Origin of the sequence: Sodalis praecaptivus (assembly GCF_000517425.1) — a bacterium.
In the GTDB taxonomy this organism is placed as follows: Bacteria; Pseudomonadota; Gammaproteobacteria; order Enterobacterales; family Enterobacteriaceae; genus Sodalis_A; species Sodalis_A praecaptivus.
Map to the genome: position 1 here is coordinate 3,822,264 of NZ_CP006569.1, position 20,209 is coordinate 3,842,472.

At 61.9% G+C, this 20,209-nt stretch carries 19 protein-coding genes; 7 read left to right on the forward strand and 12 right to left on the reverse strand.

Annotated elements, in window-relative coordinates:
- Nucleotides 1-125: 125 nt before the first annotated feature.
- The 3 genes from ppdD to SANT_RS17045 are packed head-to-tail and all read left to right on the forward strand — an operon-like array spanning nt 126 to nt 2,901.
- The gene (gene ppdD / locus SANT_RS17035; RefSeq protein ID WP_025423464.1) at nt 126-566 is read left to right on the forward strand and encodes a prepilin peptidase-dependent pilin; all 441 of its coding nucleotides are present in this window, start codon (nt 126-128) and stop codon (nt 564-566) included.
- Complete coding sequence (locus tag SANT_RS17040) at nt 566-1,699, forward strand: GspE/PulE family protein (protein ID WP_025423465.1); 1,134 nt, start codon at nt 566-568, stop codon at nt 1,697-1,699. The genes ppdD and SANT_RS17040 overlap by 1 nt, the downstream gene beginning before the upstream one ends.
- A complete protein-coding gene (locus SANT_RS17045) occupies nt 1,696-2,901 on the forward strand; it encodes a type II secretion system F family protein (protein WP_025423466.1) in 1,206 nt (401 codons plus the stop codon). Before SANT_RS17040 ends, SANT_RS17045 begins: the two co-directional genes overlap by 4 nt.
- Before the next feature lie 242 nt (nt 2,902-3,143).
- On the opposite strand, the gene SANT_RS17050 is transcribed toward SANT_RS17045, so the two are convergent.
- The gene (locus SANT_RS17050) at nt 3,144-4,187 is read right to left on the reverse strand and encodes a GMP reductase (RefSeq protein ID WP_025423467.1); all 1,044 of its coding nucleotides are present in this window, start codon (nt 4,185-4,187) and stop codon (nt 3,144-3,146) included.
- A 183-nt stretch (nt 4,188-4,370) separates the two neighbouring features.
- Here SANT_RS17050 and coaE point away from each other — a divergent pair, with 183 nt between their 5' ends.
- From coaE to yacG, 3 genes are read left to right on the forward strand one after another with little or no spacing between them, the layout of a single operon-like run.
- Complete coding sequence (gene coaE / locus SANT_RS17055) at nt 4,371-4,997, forward strand: dephospho-CoA kinase (protein WP_025423468.1); 627 nt, start codon at nt 4,371-4,373, stop codon at nt 4,995-4,997.
- The gene (gene zapD / locus SANT_RS17060; RefSeq protein ID WP_025423469.1) at nt 4,994-5,749 is read left to right on the forward strand and encodes a cell division protein ZapD; all 756 of its coding nucleotides are present in this window, start codon (nt 4,994-4,996) and stop codon (nt 5,747-5,749) included. The genes coaE and zapD overlap by 4 nt, the downstream gene beginning before the upstream one ends.
- A gap of 12 nt (nt 5,750-5,761) precedes the next feature.
- Nucleotides 5,762-5,962: a DNA gyrase inhibitor YacG gene (gene yacG, locus SANT_RS17065; RefSeq protein ID WP_025423470.1), complete on the forward strand. Its 201-nt coding sequence runs from the start codon at nt 5,762-5,764 to the stop codon at nt 5,960-5,962.
- Nucleotides 5,963-6,233: 271 nt separating this feature from the next.
- On the opposite strand, the gene mutT is transcribed toward yacG, so the two are convergent.
- From mutT to secM, 3 genes are all read right to left on the reverse strand, one after another.
- Nucleotides 6,234-6,623, reverse strand: coding sequence for an 8-oxo-dGTP diphosphatase MutT (mutT, locus tag SANT_RS17070; RefSeq protein ID WP_025423471.1), 390 nt, complete (start codon nt 6,621-6,623; stop codon nt 6,234-6,236).
- 129 nt (nt 6,624-6,752) lie between these two features.
- Nucleotides 6,753-9,461, reverse strand: coding sequence for a preprotein translocase subunit SecA (gene secA / locus SANT_RS17075; RefSeq protein ID WP_025423472.1), 2,709 nt, complete (start codon nt 9,459-9,461; stop codon nt 6,753-6,755).
- Between the two features lie 76 nt (nt 9,462-9,537).
- Nucleotides 9,538-10,041, reverse strand: coding sequence for a secA translation cis-regulator SecM (secM, locus tag SANT_RS17080; protein ID WP_025423473.1), 504 nt, complete (start codon nt 10,039-10,041; stop codon nt 9,538-9,540).
- 32 nt (nt 10,042-10,073) lie between these two features.
- Between secM and SANT_RS17085 the strand changes: the two genes are divergently transcribed.
- Nucleotides 10,074-10,601, forward strand: a complete 528-nt coding sequence (locus SANT_RS17085) for a DUF721 domain-containing protein (RefSeq protein WP_025245374.1) — start codon at nt 10,074-10,076, stop codon at nt 10,599-10,601.
- A gap of 76 nt (nt 10,602-10,677) precedes the next feature.
- On the opposite strand, the gene lpxC is transcribed toward SANT_RS17085, so the two are convergent.
- The 8 genes from lpxC to murD all read right to left on the reverse strand — a co-directional run bounded on the left by lpxC (nt 10,678) and on the right by murD (nt 20,209).
- Complete coding sequence (gene lpxC, locus SANT_RS17090) at nt 10,678-11,595, reverse strand: UDP-3-O-acyl-N-acetylglucosamine deacetylase (RefSeq protein ID WP_025423474.1); 918 nt, start codon at nt 11,593-11,595, stop codon at nt 10,678-10,680.
- Between the two features lie 106 nt (nt 11,596-11,701).
- The gene (gene ftsZ, locus SANT_RS17095) at nt 11,702-12,862 is read right to left on the reverse strand and encodes a cell division protein FtsZ (protein WP_025423475.1); all 1,161 of its coding nucleotides are present in this window, start codon (nt 12,860-12,862) and stop codon (nt 11,702-11,704) included.
- Nucleotides 12,863-12,934: 72 nt separating this feature from the next.
- Entirely contained in the window at nt 12,935-14,191 is a 1,257-nt protein-coding gene (gene ftsA / locus SANT_RS17100; RefSeq protein ID WP_025423476.1) for a cell division protein FtsA, read from the reverse strand.
- On the reverse strand, nt 14,188-15,024 hold the full coding sequence (ftsQ, locus tag SANT_RS17105; protein ID WP_025423477.1) for a cell division protein FtsQ: 837 nt from the start codon (nt 15,022-15,024) through the stop codon (nt 14,188-14,190). The genes ftsA and ftsQ overlap by 4 nt, the downstream gene beginning before the upstream one ends.
- 56 nt (nt 15,025-15,080) lie before the next feature.
- Entirely contained in the window at nt 15,081-16,553 is a 1,473-nt protein-coding gene (murC, locus tag SANT_RS17110; RefSeq protein ID WP_025423478.1) for a UDP-N-acetylmuramate--L-alanine ligase, read from the reverse strand.
- A 73-nt stretch (nt 16,554-16,626) separates the two neighbouring features.
- Nucleotides 16,627-17,694 carry an undecaprenyldiphospho-muramoylpentapeptide beta-N-acetylglucosaminyltransferase gene (murG, locus tag SANT_RS17115; RefSeq protein ID WP_025423479.1) on the reverse strand — a complete coding sequence of 356 codons (1,068 nt, stop codon included), beginning with the start codon at nt 17,692-17,694 and terminating at the stop codon, nt 16,627-16,629.
- The gene (gene ftsW, locus SANT_RS17120) at nt 17,691-18,893 is read right to left on the reverse strand and encodes a cell division protein FtsW (protein ID WP_025423480.1); all 1,203 of its coding nucleotides are present in this window, start codon (nt 18,891-18,893) and stop codon (nt 17,691-17,693) included. Before ftsW ends, murG begins: the two co-directional genes overlap by 4 nt.
- The gene (gene murD, locus SANT_RS17125; protein WP_025423481.1) at nt 18,893-20,209 is read right to left on the reverse strand and encodes a UDP-N-acetylmuramoyl-L-alanine--D-glutamate ligase; all 1,317 of its coding nucleotides are present in this window, start codon (nt 20,207-20,209) and stop codon (nt 18,893-18,895) included. The genes ftsW and murD overlap by 1 nt, the downstream gene beginning before the upstream one ends.

Below are 20,209 nucleotides of genomic sequence, written 5' to 3' on the forward strand. Positions count from 1 at the left end.
ATGCCACATGTTGCCGCCGCGCAGCAAATAGTCCAATCCACTTGCCAGTTTTTCTTGCCGCCGCTGTCGCCGCATTCGCGCAGTCGCTAGGGTGAAGTTGTTATTCTTCACCCAGGGGACCCAATATGCATCGCCAGCGCGGATTCACCCTCATGGAGCTGATGGTAGTCATCGCCATCATCGCTATTCTTAGCGCTATCGCGCTGCCCGGTTATCAACGTTATCTGGATCGCGCGGCGCTGACCGATATGCTGCGGATCGCCAGTCCCTACCGTCTTGCGGTGGAGCTGTGCGCGATGCAGCAGGGGGATATCGACGGTTGCCACACCGGGCAGCAAGGTATCCCGGCCAGCCATCGCTCCCGGTATGTCAGCGGCGTCAGCGTACGCCAGGGCGAAATAAGCCTGACCGGCCGCCATACTCTCGCGGGGCTGACGCTGGTGATGTCGCCGGAACAGCGCGACGACGGCCTGGTCTGGCGCCATCGCTGCGATGCCGCCGCAGGCAGCTCACTCGCCGTGGCGTGCGGTGCGCTGTTCCAGACGGCCGATCGCGAGGAAGAGTAATGGTTAACCGTTCGCCAGCCGACGCGCGCTGGCCGGTCACCGGCACCCCGTTGCGCGACGACATGCCGGTGACCGGCACCCTGGATCTGCTGCTTGAGCGCGCATTTTGCCGCGAGGCGTCGGATATCCACATCGAGCCCTACTCGCCCGCCGGCTATCGGTTGCGGCTGCGCGTCGACGGGCTGATGACCGCCGCGCAGGGCTGCCCCGTGGTGCTGGCGGAAGGTCTGGTTGCGCGCCTGAAAGTGCTGGCGCGGCTGGATATCGCCGAACGCCGCCAGCCGCAGGACGGGCAATTCAGCGCCGGCGGCGATGGGCCGCCATGTTCGCTGCGGCTTTCCACGCTGCCCACGCTGCACGGGGAAAAGGCGGTGCTTCGCCTGTTGCGCTGCACGCCGGAACGTCTGACGCTAAAAGGCTTGGGCATGCCGAGACCTCTCAGACGGCGCGTACTGACCGTGCTGCATCAACCGCACGGTCTGATACTGGTAACCGGCCCCACCGGCAGCGGCAAGACGCTAACGCTCTACGCTATGCTTAACCGCCTTCGCCGCCGACCGCTCAATATTTGCAGCGTGGAGGATCCGGTTGAGCTGCCGCTGGCCGGGATCAACCAGTGTCAGGTGAACCCCCGGGCCCGGCTGGATTTCCCCCTGTTGCTGCGGGCGCTGCTGCGTCAGGATCCGGACGTGCTGATGGTGGGCGAGATCCGCGATCCGGAAACCGCCGCCGTGGCGCTCAACGCCGCCCGTACCGGTCATCTGGTGCTCTCCACGCTGCATACGCTGTGCGCCGACGACGCCGTCAGCCGCCTGCGCCAGCTCGGGCTGGAGGCGGCACAGGCCGGACCGGCGCTCAGCCTAGTGCTGGCGCAGCGCCTGGTGCGCCAACTCTGCCCCGACTGCCGGCGCGCGCCGCGGTCAGAGGCGCCGCGACCGGACGCGGCGGGCTACTGGCAGGCGGCAGGCTGTGGCCGCTGTCAACGCGGCTATGCCGGCCGCCGTGGTCTGTTCGCGCTGCTGGAGCAGGATGCCGGCGACGGCGATGGCCTGTGGCGCGCGGGGATGGCGTTGGCGCAGCAGGGCATAACCTCGCTCGCCGAGCTGAGGCGCGTTTTGGGTCATCCGTCATGAGCGGCTGCTGGCTCTGGCGCTGGCAGGGTTTGTCCGCCGAGGGCCTGCCCTGCCGGGGAGAGATGATAGGCCGCAGCCGCCGCGACTGTGGCTTGCGTTTGGTCGCTCAGGGCAACCAGCCCTTTCGCCTGCGGCTTTACGGCTGGCTGCCGGCGCGCTATTGGCAGCGGCGGGCGTTAATTGCCCTCACCGACCGGCTCGCCTCGCTGCTGCACGCCGGGCTACCGCTGCGGGAAAGCCTGGCGCTGCTGGCCAGCGAGTACCCGCGCGCGGGCTGGCGCTGTCTGCTGGCGCAGCTCGGCGCGGACATAGAACGGGGGCTGTCGCTGTCGCGGGCCTGCGCCGCCTGGCCGCAGGTCTTTCCGCCGGTGTGGTGCGCCATGCTCGCCCTGGGCGAACTTACCGGCAGGCTGGACAGCTGCTGCGCCGAATTGGCGAAAAGCGAGGCCCGGCTATGGCATCTCAGGCAGCAGGTAATACGATCGTTGCGTTATCCGCTATTGGTCTGTCTGGGCGCGGCGGGGGTAATGTTGCTGATGCTGCTGGTGCTGTTGCCGGCTTTCGCCCGCATCTATACCGACGCCGGCGCCCCCCTGCCCCCCACCGCCGCCCTGCTGCTGCGTACAGCCGCACACGGCAGGGAATACGGCCTGGCTTATCTCGCCGGCGGGCTGGCGCTGTACGGCGCCTGGCGGCGGCTTTGCCATTACCATCCGCGCTGGCGTGGCCGGCTGCGCGCGGCTCTGCTGTGGCTGCCGCTGGCGGGCCCCCTGTTGCGCCACCACGCGCTTCATCAGCTGTTCCAGACGCTGTCGATGAGCCACAGCGCCGGCATCGCGCTGGATCGGGCGCTCGCGGTGGCGGCCCGCGCTGTGGGGCATCCCCGCTATCGTCAGGCGCTGCTACGCTGTCGGCGCGACCTGCGTCGCGGCAAGGCATTGCATCAGGCGCTGGCGCCGGCTGCGCTGTTCCCGGCGCACTGCCGCTGGCTCATTCGCAGCGGCGAGCTTACCGGCACGCTGGATGAGGTCCTGGCGCAGCTGGCGCAGTGTCACGGCGAGCAGGCGCGGCAAAAGGCTGAACGGCTGGCGCAACTGGCCGAGCCCGCGCTGCTGCTGCTGACGGGCGCCATGGTGTGCGGACTGGTGGTAATACTTTATGTACCGCTGCTGCAGTTGGGGGAAGTTTTTAGCCAATTTTAAGCGCGGGACAGCCGCGGCCGCCGCGCTCGGCGGCGAGCTAAGAGATGCAGGTCAAGCACGCTTTTGCCGCATTCCCCGCGTGAGCTCGGCGGCGCCAACCTGGCTGAGGTAAACGGCAGTTGGGGCGCAGCCGGGGCGCGTCAACGTCACATCCAGGTGCGCAAGGTCCGCCGCGGCCGCGTTCGCCGACGGCGGGCTTGCGGCACCCGGACGCACGCCGATGCGGCAGCGCCCCGCGCGGGTTATAGCTGGGTGAAGATCCGATTTTCCTGCTCGGCGACGCGGATGAAAGTGGTGCGTTTGGTCAACTCCTTCAAGCGCGATGCCCCAACATAGGTACAGGCGGAGCGCAGACCGCCGAGAATATCACGAATGGCATATTCCACCGGGCCACGCAACGGTAGCCTGACGGTTTTGCCCTCGGCGGCGCGGTAATCGGCCACTCCGCCCACATGCCGCTTCATTGCCGACTCGGAGCTCATACCGTAAAACAGCATAAAGCGCTCGCCGCTCTCCTCCACAATGGTGCCTTCGCACTCGTCATGCCCCGCCAGCATACCGCCAAGCATCACGAAATCGGCACCGCCGCCAAACGCCTTGGCCACATCGCCAGGCACCGCGCAGCCGCCATCGCTCACGATTTGGCCGCTTAGCCCGTGGGCGGCGTCGGCACACTCGATTACCGCCGACAGTTGAGGATAGCCGACGCCGGTTTTGACCCGGGTGGTGCACACCGAGCCAGGACCAATACCGACTTTGACGATATCGGCGCCGGAGAGAATGAGCTCTTCCACCATTTCCCCCGTGACCACATTGCCGGCGCAAATCACTTTATCCGGGCAGGCTTCGCGAGCTTTTTGAACAAAGGTCACAAAATGTTCCGAATAGCCATTGGCGACATCAATGCAGATAAAATTCAGCTGCGGCGACAGCGCCAGGATCTGCTTCATTTTCTCGAAGTCGGCCACGGAGGTACCGGTGGAAACCATCACATGACGGAGTACCGATTCCGGCGCGCGCGCCACAAATTCGCGCCACTGATCCACGCTATAATGCTTATGCACCGCGGTCAGCACGTCGAAGGCGGCCAGCGCCTCTGCCATGTGAAAAGTGCCGACGGTATCCATGTTCGCGGCGATAACCGGCACGCCGGACCAACGAAGGCCGGGATGTTTGAAGGTGAAGTCGCGTTGCAGTTCAACATCGGATCGGCTTTTCAGCGTGGAGCGTTTCGGCCGGATAAGCACATCTTTGAAACCTAACTTCACATCTTCTTCTATACGCATAGGGTTTTCCTGGTAAAAGGCGACGAGTCGCTAATCAATATCGGATACAATTTGCCTATTCCAGTAGCGGTATCATACGCGGGATTAAAGTTAGGGCAAGACTGCAGAATCTGCCCATTTTACGCTACAATCGTACCAATTTACCTTGGGCCGGGAGAGTCCCTTCAGGGTGAGGCAGTGAACGTGACGCAATACATTGTTGCCCTGACCGGCGGTATCGGCAGCGGTAAAAGCACGGTGGCCAACGCCTTCGCCGCCCTCGGCGTGCCCCTGGTGGATGCCGACGTGATCGCACGGGAGGTGGTCGAGCCGGGCAGCCCGGCGCTGCGTGCCATCGCGCAACGATTTGGTCCGGCGGTGCTGAACGCGGACGGGTCGCTGGATCGCGCCGCGCTTAGAGCGCGTATTTTCAGCGATCCGGATGAGAAAGCCTGGCTTAACGGTCTGCTCCATCCGCTTATTAAACGGCAAACCGAGCAGCAGCTGCGCTCCGCCCGCGCGCCGTACGTGTTGTGGGTTGTGCCGCTGCTTATTGAGAATAACCTGCAACAGCGCGCCGATCGGGTGCTGGTGGTGGATGTGGCGCGCGAGGTCCAGATCGCGCGCACGCTCAGCCGCGACGGCGTCAGCCGCGAGCAGGTGGAGAACATTTTGGCGGCGCAGGTGCCGCGTCAGCGGCGTCTGGCCTGTGCGGACGATATTATTGATAATAGCGGGCGCCCCGAGGAGATAACGGATCGCGTTGCTACTTTGCATCAACGCTATCTTGCGCTTGCGGCATCAGCAACCCGACAGGATAAATCACCATGAGTGACGTTTACTCGACAACGGTGCTGTTTGAACACCCGTTAAATGAAAAAATGCGGACTTGGCTGCGGTTGGAGTTCCTACTACAACAGCTTTACCGGCATCCGGCTTTAAGCGAAATCGCCAACGCGCTGACGTTTTTCCGTACGTTAGCCGATCTGCTGGACGTCCTCGAACGTGGCGACATCCGCAGCGAAATGATCAAAGAGCTGGACCGCCAGCAGCAAAAATTGCTGCAGTGGGAAGGCGTGCCCGGCGTCGACAGTGAACGCGTTAGCGCCCTGCGCACCGATTTCAAACGCTGCGCCACCACGCTGATGGCGGCCCCGCGCCTGGGCCAAGCGCTGCGTGAGGATCGCCTGATCGGCGCCGTGCGCCAGCGGCTATCCATACCCGGCGGCTGCTGTAGTTTTGACCTGCCGGCGCTGCATATCTGGCTGCATCTGCCGCAGCCGCAGCGCGACGCCCAGGTGGACGGCTGGCTCCAAACGCTGGATCCGCTCAACGCCGCGCTGACCCGCATCCTGGATATCGTGCGCCATTCCGGCCCGTTCAAAAACCAAATCAGCTTAAACGGCTTCTTCCAGGATAACGCCGAGGAGGGGGATTTGCTGCGGTTGCGCATCCCTGTCGAGCATCAACTCTATCCGCAAGTTTCCGGCCATAAAACCCGTTATGCTATCCGTTTTTTATCCCTGGACAGCGAGAACGGCGTGGTGCCGAACCGCCTGCCGTTTGAACTGGCCTGTTGTTAGGAGCAATTAATCATGAGCGACGATATTGTTAACGTCACCTGTCCAACCTGCGGCAAAGGGGTAGAGTGGAGCCAGAAAAGCCCGTTCCGGCCGTTTTGCAGCAAACGCTGCCAGTTGATAGATCTTGGCGAATGGGCGGAAGAGGAAAAGCGTATTCCAAGCGATGTGCAAATCACCGACAGCGACGAGTGGAGTGATGAAACCCGTCACTAAGCGACGGCGCCCGCGGCGGCAATACGTCACCGCCGCTGGCGGCACATCTTGGCGGTAGATGCCGCGTCCGCCACCTCTTTTTTCCCTCGGTCTTCTTTTCATCGAACCGCTAACGTCACGCCGACCCGTCGAGAAATAAACACGTTTGCCGTGCAGAGAGCGCCGTCCGCCGAGACATCGCGCCGCATCGCGTCCCCGACCGCTGAGAAAGAGCGTGCCAGTCCGCCCTCTGTTAACATCGCGCTGCCGCCCGCTGGCCCATGGCGCGGGATTAATCCGCCGTCAGTTGGCGAATGATAGCCGCGTTGGCCGGCGGAAACTCTTCAGCCTTTAGCGCCTGCTGCGGGCACCAGCGCACCGGCTGCCCCTCGTTGCCGCAGGGAGTGCCGCGCCACTGCTCCACCAGAAAGAAATAAAACGCCAGCTGCCGCTCGGCGAAGTGATGCTGGGTCGTCGCCAGCAAATGGGCCTGTTCGACATCAATGCCGGTCTCTTCACGCAGTTCGCGATACAGCGCCTGTTCGGGGCTCTCTCCCGGCTCGACTTTGCCGCCGGGGAACTCCCAAAAGCCGCCCATGTGGACTTCCGCCGGGCGGCGGGCGATAAATATTTCCCGCCGGGCGTTACGGATGATACCCACCGCGATGGTTCGTATCGTCATAGCTGTCAGCGCTCCTTAAGGTTATCCCGCACGGCCAGGCCGCACGTGTTAAAAAAAGTGTAACCTCTTTTCAATAAAACGCCCGGCGAACCGGGCGTGACGAACGACTGCTGGCCGCTTGGCATCGGCTTACTGTAATTTGCCGTGGCAGTGTTTGAATTTCTTGCCGGAACCGCACGGGCAAGGATCGTTGCGCCCGACTTTGCGGCCTTCCTGCGCCGAAGAAGCGCTGCCGGTGGCGAGTTCCGCTACCGGCGCCTGATGGCTTAGCTGCTGCTGTCTAGCCAGACGTTCGGCCTCTTCACGCCGCTGCTGCTCCATCGCTTCTACCTCTTCCGGCATGCGCACCTGCACCTTGCTAAGGGTGCTGATCACTTCATATTTCAGCGACTCCAGCATGGCGGCGAACATCGCAAAGGATTCGCGCTTGTACTCCTGCTTCGGATCTTTTTGCGCATAGCCGCGCAGATGGATGCCCTGACGCAAATAGTCCATCGCCGCCAAATGCTCTTTCCAGAGGGAATCAAGCGTTTGCAACATGACGCCTTTCTCGAAATTGCGCATCATGTCGCTACCGACGATTTCCTCCTTACGCTGATATTGCACCAACGTCTGCTCGAGCACGCGCTCACGCAGGGTCTCTTCGTGCAGGCCCGGCTCGTCGTCCAACCATTGGCCGATAGGCATCTCCAGATCAAAATCATCTTTCAAGCGCTGCTCAAGCCCGGGCACATCCCACATTTCTTCCAGCGACTGCGGCGGAATGTAGCTATCGAGGATAGTCTTCAGCACATCCTCGCGGATGCTCTTAATGGTCTCGCTAATGTCCGCGACGTCGAGCAATTCGTTGCGCTGGGTGTAGATCGCGCGGCGCTGATCGTTGGCGACGTCGTCATACTCCAGCAGTTGCTTACGGATATCAAAGTTGCGGCTTTCCACCTTACGCTGGGCATTGGCAATCGCCTTGGTGACCCACGGGTGCTCAATGGCTTCACCCGGTTTCATGCCCAATTTACGCATCATGCCGGAGACCCGGTCTGATGCGAAAATACGCATCAGGGCATCTTCCATCGACAGGTAAAAACGGGATGAGCCGGCATCGCCCTGACGGCCGGAGCGGCCGCGCAGCTGATTGTCGATACGGCGCGATTCATGACGCTCGGTGCCGATGATATGCAGGCCGCCGGCGGCCAGCACCGCCTCATGGCGCGGCTGCCAGGCATCTTTGATAGCGGCGATCTGCTGCTCGTCCGGCGCTTCCAGGGCCGCGATTTCCGCCTGCCAGCTGCCGCCCAGTACGATATCGGTACCGCGGCCGGCCATGTTGGTGGCGATGGTCACCGCCCCCGGCTGGCCCGCCTGGGCGACGATCTCCGCCTCCATGGCGTGGAATTTGGCGTTGAGCACTTTATGCGCGATGCCGGCTTTTTCCAGCTCGCCGGAAACCAACTCCGATTTTTCAATGGAGATGGTCCCTACCAGAACCGGTTGGCCGCGTTCGGTGCAGGTTTTGATGTCCTCGATAATCGCGTCGATTTTTTCCTTTTCCGTCATGTAGACCAGATCGGCCAAATCTTTGCGGATCATCGGACGGTTGGTGGGCACCACAATGGTGTCGAGTTTATAGATGGAGCTGAACTCAAACGCTTCGGTATCGGCGGTGCCGGTCATCCCCGCCAGTTTCTCATACAGGCGGAAGTAGTTCTGGAAAGTGATGGACGCCAGCGTCTGGTTTTCATTCTGGATCGCCACGTTTTCCTTCGCTTCCACCGCCTGGTGCAGCCCGTCGGACCAGCGGCGGCCCGGCATGGTGCGGCCCGTGTGTTCGTCGACGATAATCACTTCACCGTCTTTGACGATGTAATCCACATCGCGGGCGAACAGCACGTGGGCGCGCAGAGCGGCGGTCACATGATGCATCAGCATGATGTTGGCGGGGGAGTAGAGCGATTCGCCCTCCTCCATGATCCCGGCTTTCACCAGCAGCTCTTCAATCAGCACCAGCCCCCGTTCGGTCAGGTTCACCTGGCGGGATTTCTCATCCACCGAGAAGTGGCCCTCGCCCTGAAAGCTTTCGGAATCCTCTTTGTCCTGGCGAATCAAATGCGGGATCAGTTTGTCGACGCGGCGATACATATCGGAGCTGTCTTCCGCCGGGCCGGAGATAATCAGCGGGGTGCGGGCTTCATCGATCAGAATGGAATCCACTTCATCCACCAGCGCGTAATGTAATTTACGCTGTACCCGCTCCTCCGGGCTGAACGCCATATTGTCGCGCAGGTAGTCAAAGCCGTACTCGTTGTTGGTGCCGTAGGTGATATCGGCGGCGTACGCGGCTCGCTTGGCCGGCGCCGGCAGCCCCGGCAGGTTGATGCCGACGCTCAGCCCCAGAAACTCAAACAGCGGACGGTTGTTTTCCGCATCGCGCTGCGCCAGATAATCGTTCACCGTGACCACATGAACGCCTTTGCCGCTGAGGGCGTTAAGGTACGCCGGCAGCGTGGCGGTCAAGGTTTTCCCTTCGCCGGTGCGCATTTCGGCGATACAGCGATCGTTAAGCACCATACCGCCCATCAATTGCACATCGAAATGGCGCATGCCGAATACGCGCTTACTGGCCTCGCGCACTACGGCAAAGGCTTCCGGCAGCAGGCTGTCGACGGTCGCCCCTTTAGCGATACGCTCGCGGAATTCGACGGTTTTGGCCGCGAGCTGTTCGTCGCTCAACTGCTCCATTGCCGGTTCCATCTGGTTGATGGCGTCCACCGCCTTGCTCATGCGGCGCAGGGTACGATCGTTACGGCTGCCAAAAATTTTGGTAAGTAATTTTGCTAGCATAGTCAGTCACATCTCATCACGGCCCCGTCCATCGGCGGCCAAAAGTCGTTTGCGGGAAAGTTACGGTCCTTCAGGGTCAGGCGGCCGCGCGCGGGCCGGCCCGTATTCCCTGCAGCTGCGCCAGACGGATGCCGGTGCGGTGGTCGATGAAGGCGACATGGCCCGTTTGACGCAGGCGCCGCACCGGCATCGGCTGCCGCGCTTCGCGATTGAGCAACAGGCCAAGAGTGGTAAGCAATACTTGATGCTGTACGCGCAGCGGCGCGACGGCCTCGGGCACCGGCGCGGGGACCCAGGCAATGGAGAGATGACGGATGACGGTGCGTATGGCATGCTGGTGCCAATAATCGACGGCGTAGGCGGGGCGACGCGGGACATCCTTCAGCCGCGCCAGCTGGCTGAAGCCGGCCTGGAAGGCGCTTTGCCGGCTGAGGCTGGCGCAGCTGTCGGCCTGGTGCAGCAGCTCCTGAGCGCCGCCGGGCAATAACGGCACGCCAAATCCGGCCGCGACCATCCCCAACAGGAGATGCGGCCAGAAATAACGTCTGCCAAATTGTCGCCAACGCTTTAAAATACCCATTACCCGATAATGTCTTCCGCCGGAGTGTTGTTATGCGCGATAGTCGTCCACATCCCATCGACAGCCTGTTTGGCGACGCCGCCGAGACGGGCCGCGTGTCCCTCTCAAAGATTCAGCAGCGGGCCATCATGTTGCTTAAGCTCAACCGCGCGGTCAGCGCGCTGTTGCCGGCACCGCTGCGCCCCTGGTGCCGCGTTGCCAACGTCCGCCAGGGCGTGATGGTGCTGGAAACCGCCAATGCCAGCTGGAAGATGCGGTTACGCTATGAACAACCTCAATTATTATCCGCGTTAAGAGCGCAGATTCTACCATCATTGTCGTCCATCGACATCAGGATTAACCCTGGCTTGGCGAGAAAACAGGAATTGAACGCGCAAAATAACGACAGCGGCCGGCAACATCACCGGCCGCTCGGGGAAAAGCCGCGGCAATTGAGCGTACAGAGCGCGGCGTCTATTCGCCATGTGGCGGCGCGCAGCGAAGGGAAATTAAAGAACGCGCTGGAACGACTGGCGGAGCTGGCCGGAGAGAGTGCCAACCCCGCCCGTCGCGGGAAATAGACGCCTAACTGCTAACCCTGCCGGCGTAAGCCGGGACGCCGCCGTGAGGCGCTGCGCCACCGTGCGCCGACGACGCTCATGCCATAACGAAGGAAGGCGCCTTGAACGCCAGCGGCAGTTCCGCCTCGTCCTCGAAGGTCACCAGTTCCCAGGCTTCCTGGCGCGCCAGCACCGCCTGCAACAGCTTGTTGTTCATGGCGTGGCCGGATTTGAAGGCGGTAAAAGCGCCAATGATGTTATGGCCGCACATAAACAGGTCGCCGATGGCGTCGAGCATTTTGTGGCGGACAAACTCATCTTCAAAGCGCAGGCCGTCTTCGTTCAGCACCCGGTAGTCATCGACCACAATAGCGCAGTCGAAGCTGCCGCCCAGGGCCAGGCCGCGAGATTGCAGGTACTCGATATCGCGCATGAAGCCAAAGGTGCGCGCGCGGCTTATCTGGCGAACGAACGACTCCGCGGAGAAGTTCAGGAAATAACGTTGCGAGCTGGCATCAATCGCAGGATGTTTGAAGTCGATGGTGAAATCGAGGGTGAAGCCGTTATACGGCGCCAGCTCGGCCCATTTATCCCCATCCTCGACGCGCACCGCCTGTTTAAGACGCAGGAATTTTTTGGCGCAGTTAAGCTCCTCAATACCGGCATCCAGCAGCAGGTAAACGAAGGGGCTGGCGCTGCCGTCCATGATCGGGATTTCAGGCGCATCCACTTCAACGATGATGTTGTCGATCCCCAACCCCGCCAGCGCCGCGTTCAGGTGCTCAACGGTGGAAATGCGCACGTCATGCTCGTTCACCAAGCAGGTGCACAGCATGGTGTCGCGCACCGACCGGGCGTCCGCGGGGAAATCCACCGGCGGGTTCAAATCGGTTCGACGATAGATGACCCCGGTGTTTGCCGGTGCAGGGCGTAGTGTCAGTGTGACCTTTTTGCCGGTATGTAACCCCACACCGGTGGCCTGCACGATACGTTTTAATGTCCGCTGTTTGATCATCTGTTTCTCTCGCAATGTTTAACCATGCCGCCTACTCTGCCCAGTATAGAGGAGAGTGGGCGGGCCAGTTTAGCACAAAGAGCGGCGTTTCCCAAAATGGCACGGTTTAATCCGCCTGTTTACGCAGGAACGCCGGAATATCCAGGTAGTCGGGTTCCTTACTTCCCTGGGCGTTTTGCTCATTGACCGCCTTGGCCGCCGTTTTCTGCTCCTGAGCGAGCGAAGACAAGCCCGCGGCGTGATCGCGGTAGCGGTTATCCATGACCGGCTGGCTGCTCTGCTTGTTGGTCACCAGCGTGATTTCCGGGCGCTTGTCCATGCCGATGCCGGTGGCCACGACGGTAACGCGCAGTTCGTCGTTCATATCCGGATCCAGCGAGGTACCGATGACCACGGTGGCGTTGTCGGAGGCGAAAGCGCGGATAGTGTTACCTACGGTTTCAAATTCGTCCAGACGCAGGTCGAAGCCGGCGGTGATGTTGACCAGTACCCCGCGGGCGCCGGACAGATCGATATCTTCCAACAGCGGGCTGGAAATCGCCATTTCCGCCGCTTCTTCCGCGCGATCCTCGCCGCAGGCGACGCCGGACCCCATCATGGCGTAACCCATCTCCGACATGACGGTGCGCACGTCGGCAAAGTCGACGTTCATCAGGCCCGGACGGGTGATAAGCTCGGCGATACCCTGCACCGCGCCTTTCAGTACGTCGTTGGCGGCGCCAAAAGCGTCCAGCAGCGAAATCCCGCGGCCCAGGACTTTCAGCAGCTTATCATTGGGTATGGTGATAAGCGAGTCAACATGCTTGGAGAGTTCAGCGATGCCCTGCTCGGCGAACGCCATGCGTTTTTTGCCTTCAAAGTTGAAGGGCTTGGTGACCACGGCAACGGTCAAGATACCCAGATCCTTGGCGACTTCCGCGACAACCGGCGCGGCGCCCGTGCCGGTGCCCCCGCCCATGCCGGCGGCGATAAACACCATGTCGGCGCCCTCAAGCGCGGCCCGCAGCGCTTCGCGGTCCTCCTCGGCCGAGTTGCGGCCGACTTCAGGATTGGCGCCGGCCCCGAGCCCTTTGGTGATACCGCTGCCGATCTGGATAGTCTGGCCCACCGCCGTCTTACGCAATGCCTGCGCATCGGTATTCACCGCGAAGAAGTCCACGCCTTCGATGCGCTCGCGCACCATATGCTCGACCGCGTTGCCGCCGCCGCCGCCGACGCCGATGACTTTAATCACCGCGTCGTTGGTTAATTCCATAGGTTCAAACATAATTTCTCTCCGTTTTGTGCCTGTCGCTTCGGAATCGGCCGCCTGCACAGCCGGGTTCCGTCTTGAAAATCGTTAAAATTCTTTGCGCAGCCAGCCGCTGAACCGCTTAAACCATGTGCTGACCGACGTTCGTCTTTCCACATCCACTTCGCCGCTTAAATGTGACTCTTTACCGTAATGCAGCAGCCCAACGGCGGTCGAATAATAGGGCTCCTGCGCATAATCCGTCAGACCGGTGATATTCAGGGGCTGGCCGATGCGCACCTGGGTATGGAATACCCGCTGCGCGCAGGCCGCCAGACCGTCGATTTGCGCCGCGCCGCCGGTCAGCACGATGCCCGCGGCCAGATGGTGCTTTACCCCCTGCGCCCGCAGCTGTTCTTGTAGCTGTAAAATCTCATCGTTGACCAGGTTCAGCAGCTCGGTATAACGCGGCTCGATCACCTCGGCCAGGGTCTGGCGCTGTAGGCTGCGCGGCGGCCGTCCGCCGACGCTCGGCACTTCAACGCTTTCGTCCTTGCTGACCACCGACCCCAGCGCGCAGCCGTGGCGAACTTTGATCGCCTCGGCGTCGGTGGGCGGCGTGCCGAAGGCATAGGCGATGTCGCTGGTGACCACGTTGCCGGCATAGGGGATCACCTTGGTGTGGCGCAGCGCGCCGGCGGTATAGACCGCCATGTCCATGGTGCCGCCGCCGATATCCACGACGCACACGCCCAGCTCGCGTTCATCTTCCGTCAACACCGCATAGCTTGATGCCAGACCGGCGAAAATCAGTTGGTCAACTTTCAGCCCGCAACGTTCAACCGCTTTGACAATGTTCTTCGCCATATCATTATGGCAGGTAATCAGGTGGACTTTGGCCTGCATCCGCACGCCGGACAGGCCAACCGGGTTTTTTATTCCTTCCTGATAGTCAATCGCGTAATCCTGCGGAATCACGTGCAAGATGCGGTGTTCGTCGCGTACCCGCACCGATTTGGCGGTATGCACCACATTCTCGACGTCTTCCTGCGTCACTTCTTCTTCGGAAATCGGCACCATGCCGATTTCATTCTGGCAGCTGATATGTTTGCCGGACAGGGCAAGATACACCGACGAGATCTGGCAGTCCGCCATCAACTCCGCCTGATCGATGGCGCGCTGCACGCATTTCACCACCGATTCCAAATCGTTAACGCCACCTTTGTCCATGCCGCGCGACGGGCAACTGCCGACACCGATGATATTGACCATACCATCGGGCAGCACCTCCCCTACCAGCGCGGCCACCTTGGCCGTGCCGATCTCCAGTCCTACTACCAGTTTTCTGTCCGTCGCCTTGATCATTGTTGTTTTGCCTGTGCCTGAGTCTGTTGCTGATTACTGTTTTCCGGCTCGATATAGGCCGCCGCCCATCCGACGGCCAGGCCCGAGTCATAGCGCAGGTCCACGTAACTGATGCGCTTATTATCGTTCCGGGCCTGCTGGAGCAGAACCGGATAAATCCCGATAAAGCGCTGCAGGCGCCTGGCTCTGTCGTCCCGGCCCAGCTCCAGCCGGGTATCGTCCTTTAGCGTTAACTGCCACGAATGGCGGGCGCTCATGCTGACCGCCTTGAGCTGAAACTTGGCGGCCGTCAGCACCTGATTCATGGTGCGATAGCCGGTCAAGACGTCTTGCTCGCTGCCTTCCGGGCCATAGAGCATCGGCATGGGCTGATTGCCGATGCGCTCTGCCGGCGCGCTGAACACCTTGCCGTTGCCGTCCAACAGATGTAAATCATTCCAGCGCGCCACCGGCACATATTCCACCACGTGGATTTTCAACTCGTCCGGCCACTGTTTACGCACGCTGACCTGCTTAATCCACGGCATGCGCTCTATCTGCTGCTGGATGACGTTGACGTCCTGCGTCATAAAGGTACCTGGCGCTCCCAGCGCCAGAATCGCCTGGCGAATATCGTCATTGGTGGTGTAATGACGTTCGCCGGTCACCACCAGCCGGGACAGCGGTAAACGGTGGGGGTCTTTCATCCAGCCCACCACCATCCAGCCTCCCCAGACGATGGTGCCAAGCACCATCAACAGGAAGATCAACCCTGCGAGCTGGCCGCCGTTGCTGCGTCCCGCAACGGTCCTCTCCGTCTCACGGTTGCGTACATTTATCGCCGCCTGCGACATGTCAGGCCGCTCCCGCCGCGACGACCGTCGGCGCATGTCGGCACCGGCCAGGCCGTTTAACCATGTCGTCCCTCGCCCGGCTGCGGCTGCAGCCTGCTCTCGGCCAGTTTACGGGCGATTTTGCCCACCGTGCCGGCACCCTGCATCAGCACCAAATCGTTATCCTCCAAGGCCTGCGCCAGCGTCGCCGGCAGCGCATCCATATCCGGCACCAAAATCGGGTCCACCTTGCCACGCCCGCGTATGGTGCGGCACAGGGAGCGGCTGTCGGCGCCGGGGATCGGCGCTTCGCCGGCGGGATACACATCCAGCATCAACAGCACATCCACACCGGACAACACGTTGGCAAAGTCGTCGTACAAATCCCGCGTGCGGGTGTAACGGTGCGGCTGAAACACCATTACCAGCCGTTTGTCCGGCCAGCCCGCCCGCGCCGCTTTGATGGTGGCATCCACTTCGGTCGGGTGATGACCGTAATCGTCCACCAGCATGACCTCGCCCGTTTTACCGTTGACGTGGGTCAAATCATAGCGGCCCAAATCGTCAAAGCGGCGGCCCGTCCCTTGAAATTGCAGCATCGCCTGCAAAATACTCTCGTCATTGATGCCCTCTTCGGTCGCCACCGCAATCGCCGCCACCGCATTCAGCGCGTTGTGCCGGCCCGGCGCATTGAGCTCCACGCGCAAATCGGGCTTGTCCTGCCGAGTGAGGGTAAAGCTGCCGCGCGCGCCGTCCTGACGATAATCGGTAATGCGCAAATCGGCATCGTCGCTAAAACCGTAGGTGGTAATCTGTCGCCCAACGCGGGGCAGCAATTCGCGGATCACCGGATCGTCGATACACATCACCGCGCGGCCGTAAAACGGCAAATTGTGCAGAAAGTTAATGAATGTCTGCTTCAAATTCTCAAAGTCGCCCTGGTAAGTATCCATATGGTCGGCTTCGATATTGGTGATAATCGCCACCATCGGCTGCAAATGCAGGAAGGAGGCGTCGCTTTCGTCGGCCTCGGCAATCAGGTAACGGCTACAGCCCAGGCGGGCATGTACGCCGGCGGCTTTCACCAGGCCGCCGTTAACAAAGGTCGGATCCAGACCGGCCTCGGCGTAAATACTGGCCACCATCGCGGTAGTGGTGGTTTTGCCGTGGGTGCCGGCGATGGCGATACCGTGACGAAAACGCATCAACTCCGCTAACATTTCCGCGCGCTGAATCACCGGAATACGCGCCTCTTTGGCCGCCACAATCTCCGGGTTATCGGGGGCGATAGCGCTCGACACCACCACTACGCTGGCGTCGCTGATATTCTCCGGGCGGTGGTTAAAATAGATTTGCGCGCCCAGGTCGGTCAGTTGCTGCGTCACCGCGTTCGGCGCCAGATCGGAACCGCTGATTTGATAGCCCTCGTTTGCCAGCACTTCCGCGATACCGCCCATGCCGGCACCGCCGATGCCGACAAAATGGATTTGCCTGACGCGGCGCATCTCGGGGACAAAAGTTCGCAGTTTAGCCAGTTGTTGTGTATTCACAGTAGTATCGCTTAAGTCAAAAAAAACGCTCTGGACGGCACGCCCGGCCCGTCCGGTCTTGTCGGCGCGCGGCTTAGACACCCGCCGCCGCCGCCACTTCCCGCGCCACTCGCTCCGTCGCGTCGGGAATAGCCGCCGCCCTGGCGCGCTGCGCCATACTCAGCAGCGTCGGCCGATCCCAGCCTGCCAGCACGTCGCTGACCTGCTCGGCGGTAAAGGCCGGCTGTTCGATGATTTTCGCCGCGCCCGCCTGCTCCAGCGGCCGCGCGTTCCAATACTGCTGACGATCTTTGTGCATAAACGGCACAAACAGCGCCGGCAGACCGGCGGCGGCGATTTCGCTCACCGTCAGCGCGCCGGCGCGACATACCACCACATCCGCCCAGGCGTAGGCGGCGGCCATATCGTCGATAAACTCCACCACCTGGTGCTGCGTCTCGCCGGCCGCCGCGTAGGCCCGGTTGACCTCCTCCAGCGCCCCTTTGCCCACCTGATGCCACAGGGTCAAGGTGCCCGCCAAGCGGGCGGCGACCGCCGGCATGGTCTGATTCAGCACCCGCGCGCCTTGGCTGCCGCCGATCACTAAGACCCGAATCGGGCCGGTGCGTTCGAGAAAGCGCACGTCGGGCGCCGGCAGCGCCAGTACCGCATCGCGTACCGGATTGCCCACCACATCGGCATGGGGGAACGCGCCGGGAAACGCTTGCAGCACTTTGCGGGCGATTTTCGCCAGACCGCGATTGGTCAGGCCGGCAATGCCGTTCTGCTCATGCAGTACGACCGGGATGCCGCAGCTCCAGGCCGCCAGACCGCCGGGTCCAGAAACATAGCCGCCCATCCCCAGTACCACATCCGGCCGCCAGGCGCGCATGATGCGCCGCGCCTGACGCCAGGCGCTCCAGATGCGCACCGGCGCCATCAGCTGCGCTTTCATACCCTTGCCGCGCAGGCCGCTGATGCGAATAAAATCGATGTCGATGCCGTGCTGCGGCACTAAACTGGCCTCCATGCGATCGGCGGTGCCGAGCCAGCGAACCTGCCAGCCCTGCGCCATCAGGTGATGGGCAACCGCCAGCCCCGGGAACACATGTCCACCGGTACCGCCCGCCATCACCATCAGCCGCCTGGTCTTTTCCATCATCGCGGTGCCCTCGCAAACGCCTGCGCCTTGGCCAGGCGCGTCTCAAAATCCACTCTCAGCAGCAGTACAATCGCCGTCGACATAATCAGCAGGCTGGAGCCGCCGTAGCTGATTAACGGCAGCGTCAGCCCTTTCGTGGGCAGCATGCCGGCGGCGGCGCCCACGTTGACCAGCGCCTGGAAGCTGAACCAGATACCGATGGAGCAGGCCAGGAAACCGGAAAAGCGCTGGTCGATTTCCAGCGCTTTGCGGCCGATGGACATCGCGCGGAACGCGACTAAAAACACCATCAGCAGCGCCAGCACCACGCCGAAATAACCCAGCTCTTCCCCCAAAATGGCGAAAATAAAGTCGGTATGGGCTTCCGGCAAATACTCCAGTTTCTGTATCGAATTGCCCAGCCCCTGCCCCCAAAACTCGCCGCGGCCAAAGGCCATCAGCGATTGGGTAAGCTGATATCCGCTGCCGAAAGGATCATCCCACGGGTTCCAGAACGAGGTCACGCGCCGCATACGGTACGGCTCGGCGATAATCAGCAGCACCACCGCGAAAATGCCCGAACCGATAATCGATAAAAATTGCCACAGTTTGGCGCCGGCCAGGAACAGCATCGCCAGCGTGGTGACAAACAGCACCACCACGGTCCCGAGGTCGGGCTGCGCCAGCAGCAGTACCGCCAGCAGCACCATCACGCCCATGGGTTTGCAAAATCCCCAGAAGTTAGTACGCACTTCCTCTACCTTGCGCACCAGATAACTGGCCAGATAGCAAAACAGCGCCAGCTTGGACAATTCCGCCGGCTGGATCCGCAGCGGACCGAGCGCAATCCAGCGCGACGCACCGTTAACCGAACTGCCAACCACCAGCACCACCAGCAGCATCACCAGGGTGATAAGCAACATTACCGAGCTGTAGCGCTGCCAGACCGCCATCGGGATCCTAAGCGTTGCCAGCGACAGCACAAACGCCAGACCGAGGTAGAAAGCATCGCGCTTGGCGAAATAGAACGGGTCGTCCGACAATCGCGCCCCGATGGGCATCGACGCCGAGGTCACCATCACAAATCCGATACCGGCCAGCCCCAGCGTCAGCCACAGCAGCGTGCGGTCATACAGCACATGGGTCGGCGCTTCGGGCTCGCGCGCCCCCATCACCCACGCCTTCAGGCGGGGAATCAATCCTAAACCGGGAATGCGCATCAGCCCACCTCCCGCGCCAGGCGCGTGAAGACCTCACCGCGCACTTCAAAATTGCTAAATTGGTCCAGGCTGGCGCAGGCCGGCGACAGCAGCACCAAATCCCCTGCCCTCACCCGCGTGCCGATGATACGCATCGCCTGCTCCAGCGTCTCGGTGAGGGTGGCGGCGTCGGGACGCAGGGACGCCAGCTGCGCGCCGTCCTGCCCGAAACAGTACAGCTGCACCCGGTCGCCCTGCACCAAAGGCGAAAGCGGGGTGAAATCGGCGGATTTGCCATCGCCGCCCAACAGCAAATGCAACGTCCCCGCCACCGCCAGCCCGTTCAGCGCCGCTTCCGTGCTGCCCACGTTGGTGGCTTTGGAGTCGTTAATCCAGCGTACGCCGTGGCGGTCATGCACCAGCTCAAAGCGATGCGCCAGACCGCGAAACTGCCGCAGCGCCGCCAGGCTGGCTGCCCGCGGAAGACCAATGGCGTCCGCCAGCGCCAGCGCCGCCAGGGCATTGGTGTAATTATGGCGGCCGCCGACGGTCATTTCGGCGCAATCCAACAGCGGTTCGCCGCGCGCCATTAACCAGGTGTTGCCCGCGCGTTGGCTAAGATAATAATCGCCGCGCTCAACGCCGAAGCTGACGCAGCGCGCGTCATGTCCGCGTTCCGGCAGAGTGAGCGCATCGTCGGCGTTGACCACGCACACCGCGGCATGGTGATAAATTTCCAGTTTGGCCGCCCGGTACTGTTGCAGGCCAAGCGGATAACGGTTCATATGATCTTCGCTGATATTGAGCACGGTCGCCGCCGCCGCTTTCAGGCTGTGGGTGGTTTCCAGTTGGAAACTCGACAGCTCCAGCACATACAACTGGCGGGGCGCTTCCAGCAACATCAGCGCCGGCAGGCCGATATTACCGCCGACGCCCACCTGCCAGCCGGCGGCGGCGGCCATCTCGCCCACCATGCGGGTGACGGTGCTTTTGCCGTTGGAGCCGGTTATCGCCACCACCGGCGCCTGCGCCTCGCGCGCAAACAGCTCAATATCGCCGACAATAGCGATGCCGGCCGCCGCCGCCGCGGCCAACGCGGGATGAGACAGCGGGATGCCGGGGCTGGCGACGATTAGCGTGGCGTCGAGCAGCCACGCCTCGTTCAACGACCCCAGGTGGCGCGGAACATCGGCCGGCAGCTTCTCCAGGCCCGGCGGCGTAAAGCGGGTGTCCATCACCCGCGGCGTCACGCCGCGGCGGCGAAAGAAGTCAACGCAGGAAAGGCCGGTAAGCCCCAGCCCGATGATGACCACTTGTTCGCCCCGATAGTCCGTCAT

Bases quoted from the DNA above. Each gene is read 5' to 3' on its own strand.
- ftsW (WP_025423480.1), bottom strand. From the start codon at position 18,893: ATGCGCATTCCCGGTTTAGGATTGATTCCCCGCCTGAAGGCGTGGGTG.
- ppdD (WP_025423464.1), top strand. From the start codon at position 126: ATGCATCGCCAGCGCGGATTCACCCTCATGGAGCTGATGGTAGTCATC.
- ftsA (WP_025423476.1), bottom strand. From the start codon at position 14,191: ATGATCAAGGCGACGGACAGAAAACTGGTAGTAGGACTGGAGATCGGC.
- SANT_RS17085 (WP_025245374.1), top strand. From the start codon at position 10,074: ATGCGCGATAGTCGTCCACATCCCATCGACAGCCTGTTTGGCGACGCC.
- murG (WP_025423479.1), bottom strand. From the start codon at position 17,694: ATGATGGAAAAGACCAGGCGGCTGATGGTGATGGCGGGCGGTACCGGT.
- murD (WP_025423481.1), bottom strand. From the start codon at position 20,209: ATGACGGACTATCGGGGCGAACAAGTGGTCATCATCGGGCTGGGGCTT.
- ftsZ (WP_025423475.1), bottom strand. From the start codon at position 12,862: ATGTTTGAACCTATGGAATTAACCAACGACGCGGTGATTAAAGTCATC.
- yacG (WP_025423470.1), top strand. From the start codon at position 5,762: ATGAGCGACGATATTGTTAACGTCACCTGTCCAACCTGCGGCAAAGGG.
- SANT_RS17045 (WP_025423466.1), top strand. From the start codon at position 1,696: ATGAGCGGCTGCTGGCTCTGGCGCTGGCAGGGTTTGTCCGCCGAGGGC.
- zapD (WP_025423469.1), top strand. From the start codon at position 4,994: ATGAGTGACGTTTACTCGACAACGGTGCTGTTTGAACACCCGTTAAAT.
- SANT_RS17050 (WP_025423467.1), bottom strand. From the start codon at position 4,187: ATGCGTATAGAAGAAGATGTGAAGTTAGGTTTCAAAGATGTGCTTATC.
- ftsQ (WP_025423477.1), bottom strand. From the start codon at position 15,024: ATGTCGCAGGCGGCGATAAATGTACGCAACCGTGAGACGGAGAGGACC.
- lpxC (WP_025423474.1), bottom strand. From the start codon at position 11,595: ATGATCAAACAGCGGACATTAAAACGTATCGTGCAGGCCACCGGTGTG.
- mutT (WP_025423471.1), bottom strand. From the start codon at position 6,623: ATGACGATACGAACCATCGCGGTGGGTATCATCCGTAACGCCCGGCGG.
- secM (WP_025423473.1), bottom strand. From the start codon at position 10,041: ATGGGTATTTTAAAGCGTTGGCGACAATTTGGCAGACGTTATTTCTGG.
- secA (WP_025423472.1), bottom strand. From the start codon at position 9,461: ATGCTAGCAAAATTACTTACCAAAATTTTTGGCAGCCGTAACGATCGT.
- SANT_RS17040 (WP_025423465.1), top strand. From the start codon at position 566: ATGGTTAACCGTTCGCCAGCCGACGCGCGCTGGCCGGTCACCGGCACC.